We start from the raw sequence: 18632 nt of genomic DNA, 5'->3' as shown, positions 1-18632 counted from the left end.
CAGGTGGTTGCCATGCAGTTCCCTCCGACCAGCGGTCAGCCTCAGATGCAGGTTCAAAAGCTCCCGACAGGGATCGAGGGCTTTGATGATGTGTGCCAAGGCGGCCTGCCGATCGGCCGCAGCACGCTGATCAGCGGCACGTCCGGCACCGGCAAGACGGTGTTTTCACTGCACTTCCTCCACAACGGCATCAAACAGTTCGACGAACCCGGCATCTTCGTCACCTTTGAGGAATCGCCCCTCGACATCCTGCGCAATGCCGCCAGCTTCGGCTGGAATCTGCAGGAGATGGTCGAGCAGGACAAACTCTTCATTCTTGATGCCTCACCGGATCCTGACGGTCAGGACGTGGCCGGCAGTTTTGATCTCTCCGGCTTGATCGAGCGGATCAACTACGCCATCCGCAAATACAAGGCCAAGCGCGTTGCCATTGACTCGATCACGGCGGTGTTCCAGCAGTACGACGCTGTGTTCGTCGTGCGCCGTGAGATCTTTCGGTTGATCGCGAGGCTCAAGGAAATCGGCGTCACCACGGTGATGACCACCGAACGGATCGACGAGTACGGCCCGATCGCCCGCTACGGCGTTGAAGAATTTGTGTCCGACAACGTGGTGATTTTGCGCAACGTGCTCGAGGGAGAGCGGCGTCGGCGCACCCTGGAGATTCTCAAGCTGCGGGGCACCACCCACATGAAGGGCGAGTTCCCATTCACGATGGGCACCCATGGCATCAGCATCTTCCCGCTTGGGGCCATGCGCCTCACCCAGCGCTCATCCAACGTCCGGGTCAGTTCCGGCGTGCCGCGCCTGGACGACATGTGCGGCGGTGGTTTCTTCAAGGACTCGATCATCCTGGCCACCGGAGCCACCGGAACGGGCAAGACGATGCTCGTCTCCAAATTCATCGAAGACGCATGCCGTAACAAGGAACGCGCCATCCTGTTCGCCTACGAGGAGTCGCGCGCCCAACTGCTGCGCAACGGCACCAGCTGGGGCATCGACTTCGAGCAGATGGAGCAGGACGGGTTGCTCAAGATCATCTGCGCCTACCCCGAATCCACGGGTCTTGAAGATCACTTGCAGATCATCAAGACGGAGATCAGTCAGTTCAAACCGTCGCGGATGGCGATCGACTCTCTCTCCGCCCTGGCGCGCGGTGTGAGCCACAACGCCTTCCGTCAGTTCGTGATCGGGGTGACCGGCTACGCCAAGCAGGAAGAGATCGCCGGCTTCTTCACGAACACCTCCGAGGAGTTCATGGGCAGCCATTCGATCACGGACTCTCACATCTCCACGATCACCGACACGATCCTGCTGCTGCAGTACGTGGAGATCCGCGGCGAGATGGCCCGTGCCTTGAACGTGTTCAAGATGCGCGGTTCATGGCACGACAAGGGCATCCGCGAATTTGTGATCACGGGCAATGGTCCTCAGATCAAGGATTCCTTCTCCAACTTCGAGCGGATCATCTCCGGTGTGCCCCATCGGGTCACCACCGATGAGCGCAGCGAGTTGTCGCGCATCGCCCGCGGCGTCTCCACCGAGGATTGACCTAAAGCTCGACCGCCTCGGCGATGGCGTTGCGGCTGCGCCGTTCCGCTTGCAGCTGCAGCTCATCCTTGTCGGCCTTCGCCAGGGGCAGATCGAACCAGAAGGTGGTGCCCACCTCGGGCTCACTCGCCATCTGAACTTGGGCGCCGTGTTTCTCGAGAATCCCGCGCACGATCGAGAGACCCAGCCCGGTGCCAACTTCCGTGTGAACGGCGTTTTCGACCCGGAAGAAGCGATCGAAAATGCGCTCCTGATCAGTGCTGCTGATGCCGCAGCCCGTGTCGGCGATCTCCACCCTCAGCTTTGGCAGCGGTGAGGTGAGGGCGCAGGTGGGTCCGTCAGTGCCGGTGATCGCCGTTCCCTCCACAGAACAGGTGTCGGGCCAGGGATAGGCCCGCAGCGCGAGGGGGCCACCGGGTCGGCTGAACTTGAGGGCATTGCCCATCAAATTGTCGAGCACCTGCAGCAGCAGGTCCCAGTTCCCCAAAACATCAGGCAGATCTTCGGGAACATCGAGAACCAGTTCCACCTCGCGATCTTCGGCATTCAGCCGGTAGGTGCGTAGGGTCTGCTCCATGGCTGGGCGCATGCTGATCGGTTCGAACTGCAGGGTTCGACCCGACTCCAGCCGGGAGAGATCCAGCACATCGTTCACCAGCCGGGTGAGTCGATCGGTTTCGTCGTTGGCGACCCCGAGAAACTCTTTTTGTTCATCGGGGCTGAGCTGATCGCCGAGGTCGTGCAGGGTTTCGACGTAGCTCTTGATGTTGAACAGCGGCGTGCGCAGTTCATGGGAGACGTTGCTGATGAAACGGCTCTGGGCCGCATTCAGCTCCACCTCGCGGGTGAGGTCCTGGATGGTGACGGCGATGCCCTTGAGGGTTTCACCACTGGCATCACGCACCGCCTGCAGGACGATTCGCAGGGTGCGGGCCGGTTCCCCCACGCTGCAGCGCAGGTCTTCACTATCAGAGCCGCCACCGAGCAGAGCATCGAGGGGACTGTGCAGTTCGATGGCCAGCAACTCCGGCAGTTCCCCCACCAGCTCCTGGCCTTCAAGGCTGCGCCCTTCCCAGCGGAACAAACGCCGCGCCGTGGGATTGGCCAACACGATGCGGCCGTCGGCATCCAGCAGCATGGCGCCATCGGCCATGGTAGCGATTAACGACTGTTGCTTCACCTGGGCGGCCGTGAGCTCCTCGATGTTGGCCTCGTCATAGGCCTCGAGCTGGGAGGCCATCGCGTTGAAGCCGGTGAGCAACTCCCCCAATTCCCCTCCAACTGGCAGATCAACCCGGGCACCGAAGTTGCCGGAGGCGACGGAGCGCACCCCCCGCAGCAGTTCCTTCACCGGTCGAGTGATGGTGAGGGCGTTGAACACCGCGCCAAGGATCACCAGCACCCAGATCGAGATGAACACGGCCACCGTTACTTCCCTCGTGAGGGCTGCGCTGGCCAGGGCGGTCTCATTCGGGTTCACCCCGAGGCCGAGAACGCCGTAGTACTGACCCCCCCGGATAAGAGGGACGAACACATCAGTGACGGCACCCTGGGGTGTGAGGTGTTGCCGCACCAGGGGGTTCTGTGGGCGTCGACGCAGCTCATCGGGCAGTTCCAGACGTCGGTTGAGACGAAGCTCCCCATCCCCACTGCTGGGGGTGGCGCTGATCGGGATCCCCAGATAAACGACGCCTTCGGGATCGGCGAAGAATATGTAGCGGACGCTGCGGCTGGAGCGCCAGAACTTTTCGGCGACGTTGGCCAGCTCACGGTCCTGCCCCTGCGCCACCAGTTCAGTGACGTTGCCAGCCAGCAGCAGGCCCAGATCCCGGGCGTAGCGCGTGTCGTTCATCACGGCATCGCGCTGAATGCCATTTAGAGCGAAGAAGGTGATGCCCGTCATCATCAGGCTCACCACCAGGGTGGCAATCGCCAGCAGCTTGGTCTGGAGGGTGAATTCCGCCCACCAGGCGGTGATGCGGTCCCAAAGGTTCTGGTCCTCCCCTGGCGGTTTGCCATTGGGGGGAAGCGCCCAATCAGCGATTGCTGCTCCGCTGCCGCTGCTCATCCGCCCGAGCGCACCTGATGGCCGATGTCTCGACGGTAGGTGATTCCGGCGTAATCGAGCTGATTGAGACCGTCGTAGGCCCCGGCGAAGGCGGTATCGAAGTCATCGCCCTGGGCGACGACGGCAAGCACCCGGCCTCCGGCGGTGAGCAGTTCGCCGGAGTTGTCTCGGCGGGTGCCGGCGTGAAACAGCTGATGGTCTGGGCTGGGGGCAAGGTCGATGCGGATCGCATCGCCCTTGCGGGGGGACTCGGGGTAGCCCTCGGCGGCCGCCACAACGCAGGCACTGCAGCGTTCGGCGATGCTCAGCTGAGGGGCCAGATCAAGGCGACCCAGAGCACAGGCCTGCAGCACGGCGCCGAGCTCCGGGCCGAGCAGTGGCATCAACGTCTGGCATTCGGGATCGCCAAAGCGACAGTTGAACTCGATCACCTGGGGGCCGTCGGCCGTGATCATTAGGCCGGCATAGATCACGCCGCGATAATCGATTCCGCGTTGGCGCAGGGCCTTGAGGGTGGGCTCCAGCACGATGCGGCGCACGTCTTCGAGGCCCTCGGCATCCAGCAGTGGGGCGGGGGCATAGGCGCCCATGCCGCCGGTGTTGGGGCCGCAATCGCCTTCGTTGAGCCGTTTGTGGTCCTGCGCCGGGGGCAAGAGCACCATCCGCTCCCCATCGCAGAGGGCAAACACCGAAACTTCAGGGCCCTCCATCCGCTCCTCCAACACCAGCTGGGAGCCTGCAGCCCCGAATCGCCCTTCAAAGGCTTCGCGGATGGCGGTTTCCGACTCCTCCACGCTGTCCGCCACCGTGACGCCCTTGCCGGCGGCCAAGCCATCGGCCTTGACCACCAGAGGACGTTGGACCTCCTGCAACACCGCCAGGGCTTCGGCTTCACTGGCCACCGCCCAGTGGCCCGCCGTGGGCACCCCCGCCTCTTGCATCAGCTGCTTGGCCCAGGCTTTGCTCGCCTCCAACTGGGCCCCCTCTGCTCCAGGGCCGAACACGTCGAAGCCCGCCTCTCGCAGGGCATCGGCAACTCCAGCGGCCAGCGGCGCTTCCGGACCCACCACCACCAGGTCGATGCCGTTCTGCTGGCACAGCGCGATCAACCCAGCGCGATCGGTTTCGCCCACCGCCAGGGCGCTGCCTTCAGCGCCACCGTTGCCAGGGGTGATCCAGACCGTCTCCAGGCCCGGACAACGGGCCAGGGCCCAGGTCAGGGCCTGTTCTCTGCCGCCGCCACCGACGACGAGGGCGCGTTGGAGGGCAGGCAGCGTGTTGGGACGGGTGGACGAAATGGCCATGGTTGCGGGAGGAACGGTTTGGGCCTCGTAGGTTTTCCTTTGTAGACCGCAGCCCGCCATGGGGACTTCCCTTTTCCCCTTCGCCCTCACCCTTCTGGCTGCTATTGCGGCAGCCCCGGATCCGCAGGTGATGCGCGAGGAACGCTTTCAAAGTGTTCTCGCTGAAATGGATGTGGCCGCGGCGGGGCAGGCCTGTTTTGATCCCCGCATGGCGACCTCCGATGGCCGTCGTCAGGCCCTGCGCGATCGGCTTTTGGCGCTGCATCCGGTAATCGATTCTTTGGAGCTGGTGCTGGCGAACGCCGAAGCCCTGATGAGCTGCGGTGCCCCCGAAGCTGCAGCCGTGGTGCTTGATCGCTACATCCCCCGTGTTGGCGATGAACGGCGCCAGTGGCTGTTGTTGCGCTGGCGTGCAGCAGCAGCAGCTCTGGATCACCGCCAGGCGGCCTTAGCGCTGCGCCGTTTGGTGGATGGCAACCTGATGGCCCTGGATGCGCCTCTGTTCCCTGATCAGCCGTTGCCGGATCAGGGCAATGGGCTGGATCAGTTGGCTTTGCATGAAGCGGCCCTGGGCCGCAACGCTGTGGCTGTGGAGGTGCAGCTGCTGGGCGACCTGACGGGTGTGCAGGGGGCGCAGCGTCTGTCGCGCGCGGCGCAATGGCTCGATGCCGATCAGTTCGATCAAGCCGATCAACTGCTGGAAACCGCCTTGGATCAAGCGGCGGCAGCGGAGGCCTGGGGCTTGGCGATGGACCTGCTGCATCAACAGTTGCAACTGCAGCTGGCGGCAGGGGGTGATGGTGAGCGGCCGCGTCAGCGGATGCAACGCCTGGCCACTGTTCTCGATGACCGCTATTCGCTCCAGCAGCTGCAGCCTGAGGCCGAACCCGATCCCCTGCTGCGTTCACCGCGGGATCCCGGAGGCCATGCTGATGTAAGACCATCAGCCCTTGCACCTTCGCCATGATGCCCGATCACGGAGAGCTGCTGTACGAAGGCAAGGCCAAGCGGGTGTTCGCGAGCACGGATCCCGACCGGGTGCTGGTGGAGTTCAAGAACGATGCCACCGCCTTCAATGCTCAGAAGAAAGCTCAGCTGGATGGCAAAGGTCGGCTGAACTGCCAAATCTCAGCGCGGTTGTTCGACCTGCTGGAGCGTGAGGGGGTGCCGACCCACTACTGCGGTCTGGCTGGGGAGACCTGGATGCTGGTGCGCCGGGTGAGGATCATCCCCCTGGAGGTAGTTCTTCGGAACATCGCCACCGGTTCGCTGTGTCGTCAGACGCCGATCGCTGAGGGCACAGCCATCGAACCTGCCCTGTTGGATCTGTATTACAAGGACGATTCCCTCGGCGATCCGTTGTTGACCGAGGCTCGTGTGCAGCTGCTCGGGGTGGCAGACACCGCACAACTGTCAGCGATTGAACAACTGGCCCGCCGGGTGAACGCGGTCTTGCTCCCGTTTTTTGACGAACTTGATCTGCAGCTGGTCGATTTCAAGCTGGAGTTGGGGCTGGCATCGGATGGAACACTCCTGCTGGCCGACGAGATCAGTCCTGACACCTGCAGGCTCTGGGACCGCCGTAATAGCAACGCCGAAGACCGGATTTTGGACAAGGACCGCTTCCGCAAAGATCTCGGTGGGGTGATGGAGGCCTACGGGGAGGTCCTCAAACGGGTCCAAGGCAACTGCCCCAACCCCCGTAACTGCCTGTAAGGTCAGCGCACCTTTTTGTGGCTTCGGCCAGCCTGCGCCTCGATGACCCGCCGTTCGTCCCGCCGCTCCTCGGTTGCAGTACGTCGCACGGTTTTGGGCCTGATGCTGGGAATTCCCCTGGTGGCTCCACCAGTGATGGCGCAGGACGCAACGCCTGCAGACCAACCCCTCGAGGGGGGAGAGGTCATGGTGGACGACACCTTGGTTGAACAGCCCCGGGTTCTGATTTCTGAGGTGCTGATTGAAGGCATCGATGGCCACCCTGAAGAGGAACGTCTTCAGATCTCCACCTACGACGCCATGCAGGTGCGTCCAGGGATGCGTGTCACCCGCGAGGAGCTTCAGAACGACCTGAATGGCATTCAGGCCACGGGCTGGTTCTCGGATGTGCGCATCGTTCCCCAGAACGGACCGCTGGGCGTTCAGGTGGTTGTTCAGGTGGAGCCCTTCCCTCCCTTAAGTGCAGTGGAGATCAGCGGCGACGATGAAAATCTCCTTTCGGATGTGGTGATTGAGGAGACGTTTGCTTCCGATTACGGGCGCACGCTGAACCTCAACGATCTGCAGCAGCGGATGAAGGCTCTCCAGGCTTCAGTGGCCGGTCAGGGCTATTCCCTGGCACGGGTGTCCGGTCCGGAACGGGTCAGCCCTGAGGGTGTGGTCACGCTCAAACTGCTGCAGGGCAGCGTGTCTGACGTTGAGGTCAAATTCCTCACCAAAGAGGGTGATGACACTGATGAGAACGGCAATCCCATCCGCGGCAAGACCAAGGAGTGGGTGATCACCCGAGAGGTTTCGATCCAACCCGGCGATCCGTTTAACCGCAATGCCCTTGAGCGGGACATCAAACGGCTCTACGCCACCCAATTGTTCAGTGATGTCAAGGTGACTCTGCGGCCTGTGCCGGAAGAGCCTGGCGATGTGGTGATCGTGCTTGGCATCGTCGAGCAGTCCACCGGTCAGCTCTCAGGCGGTCTCGGCTACAGCCAGAGCCAGGGTGTTTTCGGTCAGGTGCAGCTGCAGGAAAGCAATCTTTTCGGCCGAGCCTGGAATCTGGGCACCAACATCACCTACGGCCAATACGGCGGACTGGCCAACCTCAACTTCACGGATCCCTGGATCTACGGCGACAAGCACCGCACCAGCTTCCGCACCTCTGTGTTCTTGAGCCAGCAGGTGCCCCAGGTTTTCCAAAGCGAAGACAACGGCAACATCCGCACCGCGAAGGACTACGCCGACAACGGCTCCAACAAGGCCTACGAGACCGGTCGTAAATACGGGTTCACCGATGGAGACAAGGCTCCAGGCGAGGTCAACAAGGCCGACAGTGAGTACCCCAACCGCAGCTGGTTCGACTACGAGGGTGACACGGTTGTGCTTCGCAAGGTTGGCGGCAACTTCTCCTTCTCACGCCCCCTGAATGGTGGTGATCCTTATAAGGACAGCAAGTGGAATGTCCTGGCTGGGATGTCCTTCGCCGAAGTGCGGCCAATCAACTTTGCCGGTGACACGAGGCCCTATGGCGTGTCCAACAACAAATTCCGCAAGGGCAAGGTCAACAAAGACGACGTCATCTGTGTGTCCTACAACTGCGCCGACACCAACACCCTGGTGGGGATGCGTTTCGCCACCACCTACAACAACTTCAACAACCCCCGCAATCCAACCAGCGGCAACTTCTTCACCGCCGGAACCGAGCAGTTTCTCGGCATCAACAATGATTCGCCCACCTTCAACCGTCTGAGGGCCAGCTACACCCAGTTCTTCCCGGTGGATTGGCTGAAGATCCACAAGGGTTGCCGTCCCAAGGCCGGTGAGCAGGCCGATTGCCCGCAGGCCATTGGCGTGCAAATCAAAGGTGGCGCGATTATGGGTGTAGCGCCCCCGTACGAGGCGTTCTGTATGGGTGGATCCAATTCGATTCGGGGTTGGTACGACTGTGATATGGCGGTGTCCACGGCTTTTAGCGAACTCACGATCGAGTACCGCTTCCCGTTGATCAGCATCTTTTCTGGCGAGGTGTTCATGGATTCCGGCACCGATTTCGGCACTCAGAAGAATGTGCCTGGCAAGCCTGGCTTGCTGTTGGATAAAGACGGATCCGGTGTTTCTTTCGGTACCGGTGTGATCGTGACCACGCCGGTTGGTCCGATCCGGGTTGAGGTGGCCACGAAAGACTTCAGCTCTGATTACCGCTTCAACCTGGGCGTGGGCTGGAAGTTTTAGTGATCAGCTGGCCTCAGGACTACTCCGCTGCCTGGACGCTTGCAGCGGAGACATCACTCTCTGGTATCGGCCTTCACAGTGGTGCTGAGGCCACCGTGGAACTTCGGCCGACAGACCATCCTGGTTTTCAGATGCGTTTGCCGGGCATGGATCAGCCGATCCAGCTTCGGCCTGATCAGGTGCGCGACAGCCCGCTGTGCACAACCTTGGTTCTGGGCTCCAGCAAGGTGGCCACCGTCGAACATCTGCTGGCGGCCCTGGCCGGTTGTGGGCTGAGTCATGTGGAGATCGTGCTCGATGGCCACGAAGTTCCTCTGCTGGATGGCTCGGCCCTGGGCTGGGTGGAGGCGATCGCTGCGGCTGGTTTGGTCCCGGCGGCGACCCCGCGGCCGGCTCAACCGCAGTTGGAGCAACCCTTGTTGCGCACCCGAGGCAACAGTGTGATCACAGCCACCCCCGCCGATTGCTTTGGCGTTGTGGGGATCATTGACTTCCCCCAGGCGGCCATCGGCCGCCAGCAGTTCGCCCTGGAGCTAACCCCCCAGCGCTTTGTTGATGAGATTGCTCCAGCACGCACCTTCGGTTTCCGGGAGCAGGTGGAGCAGCTTCGTGCTGCCGGGTTGATCCAGGGTGGCGCCCTGGACAATGCCTTGGTCTGTGACGGTGATAAGTGGATGAATCCACCGCTGCGGTTCGAGGATGAACCGGTGCGCCATAAGCTCTTGGACCTAATCGGCGACCTGGCCCTCGTCGGTTTTCCGCAGGCACAGGTTCTTGTGTACAAGGGGTCCCATGGTCTTCACACCGATCTCGCAGCCGCTTTGTGACTGAATCCACCACCTCAGATGTCGTGCTGACCAGCGAGCAGATCGCCGGTTTGCTTCCGCACCGTTACCCCTTCGCGCTGGTGGATCGGGTCATCGCCCATGATCCCGGGGTTTCGGCCACGGCGATCAAAAACGTGACCATGAACGAGCCCCAGTTCCAGGGGCATTTCCCCGAGCGTCCGCTGATGCCCGGGGTGCTGATTGTCGAGGCGATGGCGCAGGTGGGTGGTCTGATCGTCACCCAGATGCCGGATCTGCCCAAGGGTCTGTTCGTTTTTGCCGGCATCGACGGGGTACGCTTCCGGCGCCCTGTGGTTCCCGGAGATCAGCTGGTGATCCGCTGTGAACTGCTCAGCCTCAAGCGCAAACGCTTCGGCAAGGTCAAGGCTGAGGCCACAGTGGATGGCGATCTGGCCTGCTCCGGCGAATTGATGTTCTCCCTGGTGGACTGAGCGGGATGTCGCAGCAAACGACGTCACAGCAGATCCACCCCACGGCGGTGGTGGACCCGAAGGCCGAGCTGGCCGCCGGCGTGGTGATCGGCCCCGGTGCGGTGGTCGGCCCCGAGGTGGTGATCGGAGAGAACACCTGGATCGGTCCCCATGCCGTCCTGGATGGTCGGCTGACCCTGGGCCGTGACAACAAAGTGTATCCGGGCGCCTGCCTTGGTCTTCCGCCACAGGATCTCAAGTACCGCGGTGCCAACACCGAGGTGTTGATCGGTGATGGAAACACGCTGCGGGAATGCGTGACGATCAATCGCGCCACCGAAGAAGGCGAGGTGACCCGCATCGGCAACGGCAACTTGCTGATGGCTTACTGCCATCTGGGCCACAACTGCGATCTGGGCAACAAAATCGTGATGTCCAATGCCATTCAGGTGGCGGGCCACGTGGTGATCGAAGACCGTGCGGTAGTTGGTGGCTGTCTGGGCATTCACCAGTTCGTGCACATCGGTGGGATGGCGATGGTGGGCGGCATGACCCGTGTCGACAGGGATGTGCCCCCCTACTGCCTGGTGGAAGGGCATCCGGGCAGGGTCCGGGGGTTGAACCGCGTTGGCCTCCGGCGCAGTGGCCTGGCTGCCAGCCATGACGGCGCTGAACTCAAGCAGCTGCAGGACATCTGGACCCTGATGTATCGCTCTGACCTGGTGATTGCCGACGCGCTTCAGCAGGCACGCAGCCAGCCCTTGCTGCCGGCGGCTGAGCACTTCTGCCGGTTCCTGGAAGCCTCCACTGGTCAGGGCCGACGGGGACCGATGCCGGTGCAGGGCCGCTGATGGTTCGGCTGCTGATCAGCACCGGAGAGGTTTCCGGTGATCTGCAGGGCAGCCTGTTGATTCGCGCCTTGCGGTTGGAGGCGGAACGACGGGGGCTCGAGTTGGAGCTGCTGGCCCTGGGTGGCCCGCGCATGGAGGCGGCGGGTGCAGCATTGATCGCCGACACCGCGCCGATGGGAGCCATCGGCCTGTGGGAGGCCGTTCCGTTGATTCTTCCCACGCTGCGGCTGCAGGCCCGGGTGGATGCGCTGTTGGCGGAACATTCCCTTGATGGGGTAGTGCTGATCGACTACGTCGGGGCCAATGTGCGCTTGGGCACTCGGCTGCGGCGCCAGCAACCCGAGCTGCCGATCACGTACTACATCGCCCCCCAGGAGTGGGCTTGGCGTTTCGGCGATGGAAGCACCACCCGTCTGCTTGGCTTCACCGACAAGATCCTGGCGATTTTCCCGGCGGAGGCCGAGTTTTATGCCGCCCGTGGTGCGGATGTGAGCTGGGTGGGTCATCCGTTGCTGGACAGCTTCCAGAACCTGCCCGATCGCGCCAGATCCCGTCGCCAACTGGGTCTGGATCCAGAGGCCCCGGTGCTGTTGCTGCTGCCAGCCTCGCGGCCCCAGGAGTTGCGCTATCTGATGCCACCTCTGGCCCAGGCGGCTGCTCTGTTGCAGCAACGCCACCCTGATCTTCAGGTGCTTCTGCCCGCTGGGCTTGCGGCGTTCGAAGCGCCCCTGGCTGCGGCGCTGCAGGAGGCCGGGGTCCGTCATGGGCGGGTGATTCCCGCCGCTGAAGCGGATGGGCTGAAGACCACCCTCTGTGCAGCGGCGGATCTTGCCTTGGGCAAATCCGGCACGGTGAACCTGGAACTGGCCCTGCAGGGGGTTCCCCAGGTGGTCGGTTACCGCGTCAGCCGACTGACGGCCTGGGTTGCCTGCCACGTGCTGCGCTTCCAGGTGGACCACATCTCCCCGGTGAATCTGTTGCTCAAGCAGCGGTTGGTGCCGGAGCTGCTGCAGGATGAACTCACGGCTGAGGCCCTGGTGGAGAGGGCGCTCCCCTTGTTGACCGCCACCCCTGAGCGCCACGCCATGCTGGAGGGGTATGACCGACTGCGGGCCACCCTGGGGGCTCCTGGGGTCACCGAGCGGGCGGCCAAGGCCATCTTTGATCAGGTGATCGATTGAAACGAACTCTGCTGCTGCTGTTTACCTGCCTGATGTTGTTCAGCTGGCCCCAGCGCGCCATGGCTGAGCTGCAGACGGCCGTCTTTGCAGGAGGCTGTTTCTGGTGCCTGGAGCACGACCTTGAGGATCTGCCGGGGGTGCGTGATGCCGTCAGCGGCTACAGCGGCGGCCAGCTGGAGCGTCCCACGTACCGGCAGGTGAGCAGTGAGACCACTGGGCATCAGGAAGCGGTGCAGGTGCGTTTTGATCCTGATCAGATCAGTTATGCGGAGCTACTGCGCAGCTACTGGCGCAATGTGGATCCCCTTGATGGCGGCGGACAGTTCTGCGACCGCGGCGATTCCTACCGGCCGGTGATCTTCACGGCCGATGTCGATCAGGCTGAGGCTGCTGAGGCCAGTGCGCAGGCGGCGGCCCGCGAGCTGGGACAACCACGGTCTGCCTTGAAGGTGGAGCTCAGGCAGGCGGCTCGCTTCTGGCCGGCCGAGGGCTACCACCAGAACTATGCCTCGACGAACTCAATTAAGTACAACTTCTATCGATTCAGCTGTGGGCGGGACAAACGCCTCGATCAGGTCTGGGGTGAGAACGCCCGCACTGGCAACGACTGGTCGAAGAAGGACTAGACCTCCGCAGACGAGCCTCAGTCGCTCATAAAAAAAAGGAGGCTGGCCCCTCAGCCTGCCTCCGCTCGACGCATTGAAGGCATCACGCCTCCGCTGGACACTGTGCTCAGCTGAACCATTTATTCCTGAGCTTGCACAGATTGCTCCGACCATCTGGATTAAGCATTAAGGCTCAGTTGAAGTTCTGTGTGGCGATGTCTAGAAAGTTGAAGCGACCTCTATATCCGTTCGACGCGTCGTCGCAGGAAGGCGAAAGACACGCGGGCCCCTCACCCGCGACTTCCTCAAGCCTCGACTTCAGTCTTTTCGTCAGCCTTCCGAGGAGCCTCTGTTGAAGTTTGCTCAGCTGTCTCGGCGTTGTGATGGCAAGCGTTAGCGACGTTGGCGAAAGCAGTCATGACCATGATCGCGATGATCACGGTGCCACCGAAGAAGGCAATGTTCGGATGACGGTTCACGAGAGACATGCCTAACAGTCAGGTGACCCTATCGGCTCAACTCAGACCCTGGGGACGATGTGGGTGACGAGGTCAGCGTTGACCCAATCGTTCATAAAAGAGGGGGTCGGCCCATCAGCCATCCCCCCTTCAATAAATGCACGACGCGTTAAGGCACCACTGCCTTCCTTTTCATCATCACCACGCGAGGGCGCTACTGGAGTTATGGGCTGCTTCAAAAACGAGGCCAATTAGGCATTACAACCCAGCGAGAATCGTTCTCACGTAACCGATTATTCAGTCGGTGCGAGCACCACTGCAACGCCATCGGGAGATCTGAATGCATGCAGCGGGTTTCCCTCGGCCCGCTTCTCCCCCCGTCCAGCAGGTAGCAGGTGATGCGTCACGCCCTGCTTCGACAGAACTACAACTGATGTGCTGCATTGGACGACTGACCTCTGGGGCAGCGGAACCACCATCAGTCGGCTTAGCCGGTGGTTTCGTCTGAAAGGAAAAATCTCCAGAACCCCTCAGAACTGGAGACCGTCCAACTGCCTGATGCAGCTCTGCATTCAGAATTGTCGAAGCTATGAAGCGAAGCCTGGGTGCGGAGGTACGGATGACCGCGAGACCTTCACAGGCGCGCCCAACGGTGTCGAAAAAGCGCATAAAAAAGGCGGGTCGTGCATTACCCGCCAGATCTGATATCTCCAGTCGAGCTGTCTGGAGAAGTCGCAAACTATGCGTATGGAAAATGTAAAAAACCCGTTGGCACGACTGTGGACTCAGCACCCACGATGAGAATTAATACCCACGATTGTAGTTACGCGGCGACAGCAGGGCCGGTTTCCATGTGGTGCACTGCCTTCCAGTTGCGGCGGCAGTGCGTCAGGTGCTGCCCTTGCTGAAGCTGCGCCTCTTGCAGGGTGCAACCCACAACGGTGTGGCAGCGACCATCCATCCCGTAGGTGAACCACGCACACGAGATGCAGACCTGTTCGTTGTACGACCGCTACATCACCCGCTCATCAGCGTGTGGCCACGCCTCCATTACCTCCATCGACTTCCTGTAAGTACAGATGTACTATCAAGGGAGTTGCGAAGGCTGCAACGGAAGCGCCTTAAGAAAACCTTTGGCACAGCTCACCCACCTGGCGGTTGGTGGCGATGTTGGTGTTGTGGCACTGGAGCGATGCGGATGCCACACGGGGATCGAGGCCTAACGGACTCTCCCCACCAGAACTATGCCGAGAACAACGCTGTCAAATACAACTTCTACCGGTTCAGCTGTGGTCGTGACCGCAGGCTCGACAGCGTCTGGGGCGACACGCTCGCTCCGGTAACGCCTGGGGGAGCTAGCGCCCAGTTCTGGTGGTCTTAAGGCCTCAGCCTTCCGACGCCATAGCCCAGCAATAGGCCAACAGCTCCCCTGACGGAACCAGCCGTCAGTTGCATCCGTTGAGTGGGGCTAAGCCGGCCTGCAAACACCAATGCTGCTGCAACAACGAACAGCAGCAGCGCTGTGACCAGCACGGCATCAAGGGATCGGTTGCCTGACTTTCCACTCTGACCACCACCTCGCTTTATGGGTGGTTCCCTCCGAGCGGTTCGTTCACATCCAGTTCACGATCAATGCGATTGAGTTCCTGTTCTGCAGGGGATCGGTCCATCGCTCAAAGATGGCAGCATAAATCTTCCGCAGACCGCCCTCGCGAGCGAGCCCGATCGCTCAGCCAGATGATCACCCGTGTGATCGCCCAGGCGAGGGCGACACCCAACAAGATCGAGAGCAGTGACTCCACAGCACAGCACTTGAGAACATCGGCAGGCGCCGGATTTCCATCAATATGCCGATCTGATCAAGGATTGCGTGAGGACTGTTGCGATCAGTCGCGTGCTTCTGCGTCCTTGTCTTTGGCTGGCTGTGTTGTGGCATGAGGCTTGGATGCCGCCTTAGCGGCCAGGGAGGCTTCCAGGCGCTGCAGCTGCGCTTCGCGCAGTGCGTTGGAAATGCTGAGGGTGCGGTCAGTCATCGATTGGCGTTCTCGACAGCGGCAGGGTCAGGACCTTGTGCGATCGAAAGGCGGCCTACAAAACTGGAGTCTGTCGAAACCTAGACACCCATCGGTCCACGTCTAGGGAGCAAAAGTGCTTACGTCAGAGTCTGGCAACACACCTGAACCCCGGCGCCAGCCCCCCATCCACTGGTTGCCAAACCAGCGTCACCATGACTATGAGTACAGGCGTACCATCTCGAGGGCGTGCATGTCGGTTGATCACGGCGATCTCACGGTGAAGGCGGAAGCTCCGTTCCTTCATGTCCGCCCAGGGCACTTCGTGATTGTGGGTGGAGATCACCTTGATCAGGGGGATTGGTGGATGGGGCAAGTGATCTTCTGTGAGGGGAGTGCTCGCCATCCCAGACTCCCGTTCTTATTTCAGGTGGCTGATGTGGACACCGGTGTCATCAAGTGGATCAACGCTGGTGCGGTCTCTGACGTGATCTGGTCGATGGATGGATGGCCTGCCAGTGCGCCCGTCTGTGAGGAGTGCTGATCAAGGGGTGGTGTGTATCCGCTCGAGCAACGCGGGGTTGGCGACTGATCTATAAATGTGCTTGTAGCAACCGCTACAAAACGTTCACCCCTGCTTGCGGGGGCGCAGACGCTCCAAGCCACGGAACGGGGACTTGGGTTTTCTCGAGGAACATCCAATGACGGCACTTCTTTATCGAGGTCACACCTATGAAGCAGCACCATCAGCACCCAAAGTCTGCGTTGAGTTGACCTACCGGCGCGAGCACTACACCACCTGCCGCCAGGAGCTCCTGCGCGAAGGTCGCCGCACCCTCACATACCGAGGCGTCACCTACACCAAGTAGGTCGAGGCAAGGGTTTGTTGTGGGGTGAACTGGTTCGGCGATCACGGTTCGCGCGGGATCTCGTCATCGTGGGAAGCAGCCTGTCAGCGCCCTTCGATGGGAACGGACCTCACCGCCATCGTGATTTCCTCGGTGTTTCTCGGGGTGGGATTTGTGATTGCCAAATTCTTCCCCGAAGCGGCGTTGTTGGCTGCGGTGTTCTTGGTGGGGCTGGCAATTCTCAATGTCGCCCTTGTCCTGGTGGGCTGACTCCCATAAAAAAGGGGGGTGTTCCCTAGGCACCCCCGCGTTCGACGCATTGCTCCTTCACCGAAAGAAGCAACCGAAGGATGGCCTGGGCTCCTGAGGCTGGTCGTCGCCATCGCGACAAAACATCCCTGCTGTGAGGGACCCAAGAAAAAAGCGAGAGCTTTCAGATCGCTCCAAGGGATGGAGTGGGCCGTTACTTGATCAAATCTGGTCGAATTCCTTAAGAAACCAACACTCAACCTGTTGAAAAGATTAAGCGCGACAACCTGAATGATTCAGCAAGTTCTCAGTGAACAGACGGGTTTCCGGCCATCGACCAAGCTTCGAGCCACGCTTACGATTTGGTGGTGAGAGGAGGGTTGTATGTATCTGCTGACCATTAAGGATGGTCTTGGCACCCGTCATATCGGTCCCTACGCGTCACCGAAGCACGCATCGGACGATCTTGATCGTGTGTTGGAAACCTGCTCTGAGCGAGCACGGTGGCAGATCCATGCACTTGAAACCCCGGATCGTTCGCTCGAATTGCAGCCGGTTGCCTCCTGATCAGCTCTGACGTCGCCCCGGGAATCCTCGGGTCAGTCCGCTGTCGATCATCAGGCCGATGCCTGCGTTGATGCAGATAAGGCTGAGGGTTCCGTACCAGAACCAGGGGCCTGCGTCCTTACCGAGCATCTGAACCACCTTGCGGCTCACCGCCTCTCCGAACAGGCAGAGGCCCACTGGTAGCAGCAGTACCCCTAGCTGAGCCTTGATGTACCAGCGCACCGGGGAGCGGCTCATGACTGGGCCAGCACCCAGTTCACCAGGGTGCGAACGCCGTAGCCGGTGGCACCAGCGGGATTGACGCCTTTGCCCTTGTCGCTCCAGACCGGCCCGGCGATGTCGATGTGGGCCCAGGCGGTGTCTTTGGCCACGAACTCCTTGAGGAACAGGGCCGCTGTGATCGAACCGCCGGGTCGCGGGCCGGTGTTTTTCATGTCGGCCAGCAACGACTTCAATCCATCCTTGTAGGACTGCCGCAGTGGCATGCGCCAGAGCCCTTCCCCGCCCGTCTGAGCGGCAGCATCGAGGGCCTCCGCCAGATCGTCGTTGTTGGACCACAGCCCGGCCATCTCATCCCCCAGGGCAATGACGCAGGCTCCGGTGAGGGTGGCCAGATCAACCACGGCATCGGGCTTCTGCTCACAGGCGTAGAGCAGGGCATCGGCGAGGGTCAGCCGGCCTTCGGCGTCGGTGTTGTTGATTTCGATCGTCATGCCGTTGGCGGCCATGACGATGTCGCCGGGGTGGACGGCGGATCCATTCACCATGTTTTCGCAGGAGGCCACCACCATGTGCACCTCAACGCCGGCTGGCTTGAGTTCGGCGATGCTGCGCATGGCACCGAGCACAGCGGCACTGCCGCCCATGTCGAACTTCATCATGTCGATCTGGGCTGCACCAACCTTGAGGTTGTAACCGCCGGAATCGAAGGTGAGGCCTTTGCCCACCAGGGCAACGCGGCGTTTCACCTCGCCCTCGGGGCGATAGATCAGGTGGATGAACTTGGGCGGCAGATCGGAGCCCTGGCTCACGGCCAGGAAGGCACCCATGCCCTTGGCTTCGCAGTCGCTGCGCTCGAGCACCTTGAGCTCAAGGCCGTGGTCCTTGGCGATGCCAGCAGCCGTGTCGGCGAGGGCGGCCGGGGTGACCACGTTCGGGGGGGCCGCCACCAGCTCCCGGGCCAGTTCCACACCGGCGCAGGTGGCATTCACCGCCGCAAAGCCGCTTTCGGCGGCGGGGCTGAGGTCGATCAGCTCCAGAGCCTCAGGGATCCGGCGCGGGTCCGGCTCCTTGCGGAAGCGCTGGTCTTTGTAGAGGCAGAGCCGCACCGCTTCAGCACAGATCCGGGCAGCTTCTTGGGCATCGCTTCCCGCACAGGGCAGTTGCAGGCCCAGGCTGCCTTCACAACCGATGGCGGCCTTGGCGGCCCGGGCGGCGGCACCGCGCAGGCGCTCGGTATCGATGGCGTCGCTCTCGCCTAGACCCAGCACCACCAGCCGTTGCGGTCCCCCACCGAGGGGCGTGATCACCAGTTGGTCGCCGGGCTTGCCTTTGAACTCCTGCTGCTTGAGGGCATCGGTGATGCCGGCAAAGCGTTGTTCCAGGGCCGTTGCCGTGGCATCGACATCGCCCTGGGGAAGACCCACCGCCAGCACATCGCCGTTCCACTCCTGCAAATCGGCGGAGGACAGGGAGAAGCGCATGGGTGGACGCGTCAACAAAGGACGAGCGTAGCGAT

20 protein-coding genes and 1 pseudogene are annotated in these 18632 nt (G+C 61.7%); 14 read left to right on the top strand and 7 right to left on the bottom strand.

Going from position 1 to position 18632, the window contains the following annotated elements:
• The first annotated feature begins 12 nt into the window (after nt 1-12).
• The gene (gene kaiC / locus SYNCC9605_RS10620) at nt 13-1551 is read left to right on the top strand and encodes a circadian clock protein KaiC (RefSeq protein ID WP_011365071.1); all 1539 of its coding nucleotides are present in this window, start codon (nt 13-15) and stop codon (nt 1549-1551) included.
• Between the two features lies 1 nt (nt 1552).
• Here kaiC and SYNCC9605_RS10615 read toward each other — a convergent pair whose 3' ends face one another.
• Nucleotides 1553-3619 carry an ATP-binding protein gene (locus tag SYNCC9605_RS10615; RefSeq protein ID WP_011365070.1) on the bottom strand — a complete coding sequence of 689 codons (2067 nt, stop codon included), beginning with the start codon at nt 3617-3619 and terminating at the stop codon, nt 1553-1555.
• Nucleotides 3616-4923, bottom strand: a complete 1308-nt coding sequence (purD, locus tag SYNCC9605_RS10610) for a phosphoribosylamine--glycine ligase (protein ID WP_011365069.1) — start codon at nt 4921-4923, stop codon at nt 3616-3618. Before purD ends, SYNCC9605_RS10615 begins: the two co-directional genes overlap by 4 nt.
• A 58-nt stretch (nt 4924-4981) precedes the next feature.
• Here purD and SYNCC9605_RS10605 point away from each other — a divergent pair, with 58 nt between their 5' ends.
• The 8 genes from SYNCC9605_RS10605 to msrA are packed head-to-tail and all read left to right on the top strand — an operon-like array spanning nt 4982 to nt 12781.
• Nucleotides 4982-5890 carry a hypothetical protein gene (locus SYNCC9605_RS10605; RefSeq protein WP_011365068.1) on the top strand — a complete coding sequence of 303 codons (909 nt, stop codon included), beginning with the start codon at nt 4982-4984 and terminating at the stop codon, nt 5888-5890.
• Nucleotides 5887-6639: a phosphoribosylaminoimidazolesuccinocarboxamide synthase gene (gene purC / locus SYNCC9605_RS10600; RefSeq protein WP_011365067.1), complete on the top strand. Its 753-nt coding sequence runs from the start codon at nt 5887-5889 to the stop codon at nt 6637-6639. The genes SYNCC9605_RS10605 and purC overlap by 4 nt, the downstream gene beginning before the upstream one ends.
• Before the next feature lie 42 nt (nt 6640-6681).
• On the top strand, nt 6682-8865 hold the full coding sequence (locus SYNCC9605_RS10595; protein ID WP_041435790.1) for a BamA/TamA family outer membrane protein: 2184 nt from the start codon (nt 6682-6684) through the stop codon (nt 8863-8865).
• Nucleotides 8865-9692: a UDP-3-O-acyl-N-acetylglucosamine deacetylase gene (lpxC, locus tag SYNCC9605_RS10590; RefSeq protein ID WP_011365065.1), complete on the top strand. Its 828-nt coding sequence runs from the start codon at nt 8865-8867 to the stop codon at nt 9690-9692. Before SYNCC9605_RS10595 ends, lpxC begins: the two co-directional genes overlap by 1 nt.
• Complete coding sequence (gene fabZ, locus SYNCC9605_RS10585; protein ID WP_011365064.1) at nt 9689-10144, top strand: 3-hydroxyacyl-ACP dehydratase FabZ; 456 nt, start codon at nt 9689-9691, stop codon at nt 10142-10144. Before lpxC ends, fabZ begins: the two co-directional genes overlap by 4 nt.
• Before the next feature lie 5 nt (nt 10145-10149).
• Nucleotides 10150-10974, top strand: coding sequence for an acyl-ACP--UDP-N-acetylglucosamine O-acyltransferase (lpxA, locus tag SYNCC9605_RS10580; RefSeq protein ID WP_011365063.1), 825 nt, complete (start codon nt 10150-10152; stop codon nt 10972-10974).
• Complete coding sequence (lpxB, locus tag SYNCC9605_RS10575) at nt 10974-12155, top strand: lipid-A-disaccharide synthase (RefSeq protein ID WP_011365062.1); 1182 nt, start codon at nt 10974-10976, stop codon at nt 12153-12155. Before lpxA ends, lpxB begins: the two co-directional genes overlap by 1 nt.
• Before the next feature lie 32 nt (nt 12156-12187).
• Nucleotides 12188-12781, top strand: a complete 594-nt coding sequence (msrA, locus tag SYNCC9605_RS10570; RefSeq protein WP_049749531.1) for a peptide-methionine (S)-S-oxide reductase MsrA — start codon at nt 12188-12190, stop codon at nt 12779-12781.
• A 284-nt stretch (nt 12782-13065) separates the two neighbouring features.
• Here the strand turns inward: msrA and SYNCC9605_RS15260 are convergent, their stop codons facing one another.
• A complete protein-coding gene (locus SYNCC9605_RS15260; protein WP_041435129.1) occupies nt 13066-13248 on the bottom strand; it encodes a hypothetical protein in 183 nt (60 codons plus the stop codon).
• A 793-nt stretch (nt 13249-14041) separates the two neighbouring features.
• Entirely contained in the window at nt 14042-14179 is a 138-nt protein-coding gene (locus SYNCC9605_RS14880) for a hypothetical protein (protein WP_156783112.1), read from the bottom strand.
• Between the two features lie 273 nt (nt 14180-14452).
• On the opposite strand from SYNCC9605_RS14880, the pseudogene SYNCC9605_RS14070 reads away from it, so the two are divergent.
• A pseudogene (locus SYNCC9605_RS14070) lies at nt 14453-14577 on the top strand (peptide-methionine (S)-S-oxide reductase); the annotation flags it as partial.
• 527 nt (nt 14578-15104) lie between these two features.
• Here SYNCC9605_RS14070 and SYNCC9605_RS15255 read toward each other — a convergent pair.
• Nucleotides 15105-15251 carry a hypothetical protein gene (locus tag SYNCC9605_RS15255; protein ID WP_198002450.1) on the bottom strand — a complete coding sequence of 49 codons (147 nt, stop codon included), beginning with the start codon at nt 15249-15251 and terminating at the stop codon, nt 15105-15107.
• Nucleotides 15252-15483: 232 nt separating this feature from the next.
• On the opposite strand from SYNCC9605_RS15255, the gene SYNCC9605_RS10555 reads away from it, so the two are divergent.
• From SYNCC9605_RS10555 to SYNCC9605_RS15610, 4 genes are all read left to right on the top strand, one after another.
• Nucleotides 15484-15774 carry a DUF3104 domain-containing protein gene (locus SYNCC9605_RS10555; protein WP_041435126.1) on the top strand — a complete coding sequence of 97 codons (291 nt, stop codon included), beginning with the start codon at nt 15484-15486 and terminating at the stop codon, nt 15772-15774.
• A 157-nt stretch (nt 15775-15931) separates the two neighbouring features.
• The gene (locus SYNCC9605_RS14065) at nt 15932-16099 is read left to right on the top strand and encodes a DUF4278 domain-containing protein (RefSeq protein WP_071813050.1); all 168 of its coding nucleotides are present in this window, start codon (nt 15932-15934) and stop codon (nt 16097-16099) included.
• A gap of 96 nt (nt 16100-16195) precedes the next feature.
• Entirely contained in the window at nt 16196-16348 is a 153-nt protein-coding gene (locus SYNCC9605_RS15250) for a hypothetical protein (protein ID WP_198002449.1), read from the top strand.
• 363 nt (nt 16349-16711) lie between these two features.
• Nucleotides 16712-16894, top strand: a complete 183-nt coding sequence (locus SYNCC9605_RS15610) for a hypothetical protein (protein ID WP_041435123.1) — start codon at nt 16712-16714, stop codon at nt 16892-16894.
• Here SYNCC9605_RS15610 and SYNCC9605_RS10540 read toward each other — a convergent pair whose 3' ends face one another.
• A complete protein-coding gene (locus tag SYNCC9605_RS10540) occupies nt 16895-17131 on the bottom strand; it encodes a hypothetical protein (protein ID WP_011365057.1) in 237 nt (78 codons plus the stop codon).
• On the bottom strand, nt 17128-18597 hold the full coding sequence (locus SYNCC9605_RS10535) for a leucyl aminopeptidase (RefSeq protein WP_011365056.1): 1470 nt from the start codon (nt 18595-18597) through the stop codon (nt 17128-17130). The genes SYNCC9605_RS10540 and SYNCC9605_RS10535 overlap by 4 nt, the downstream gene beginning before the upstream one ends.
• Nucleotides 18598-18632: the final 35 nt, after the last annotated feature.

The sequence above is a fragment of the Synechococcus sp. CC9605 genome (assembly GCF_000012625.1).
GTDB lineage: Bacteria > Cyanobacteriota > Cyanobacteriia > PCC-6307 > Cyanobiaceae > Parasynechococcus.
The sequence above is the reverse complement of the archived record's forward strand: the minus strand, read 5'-3'. Positions and strand labels throughout refer to the sequence as shown.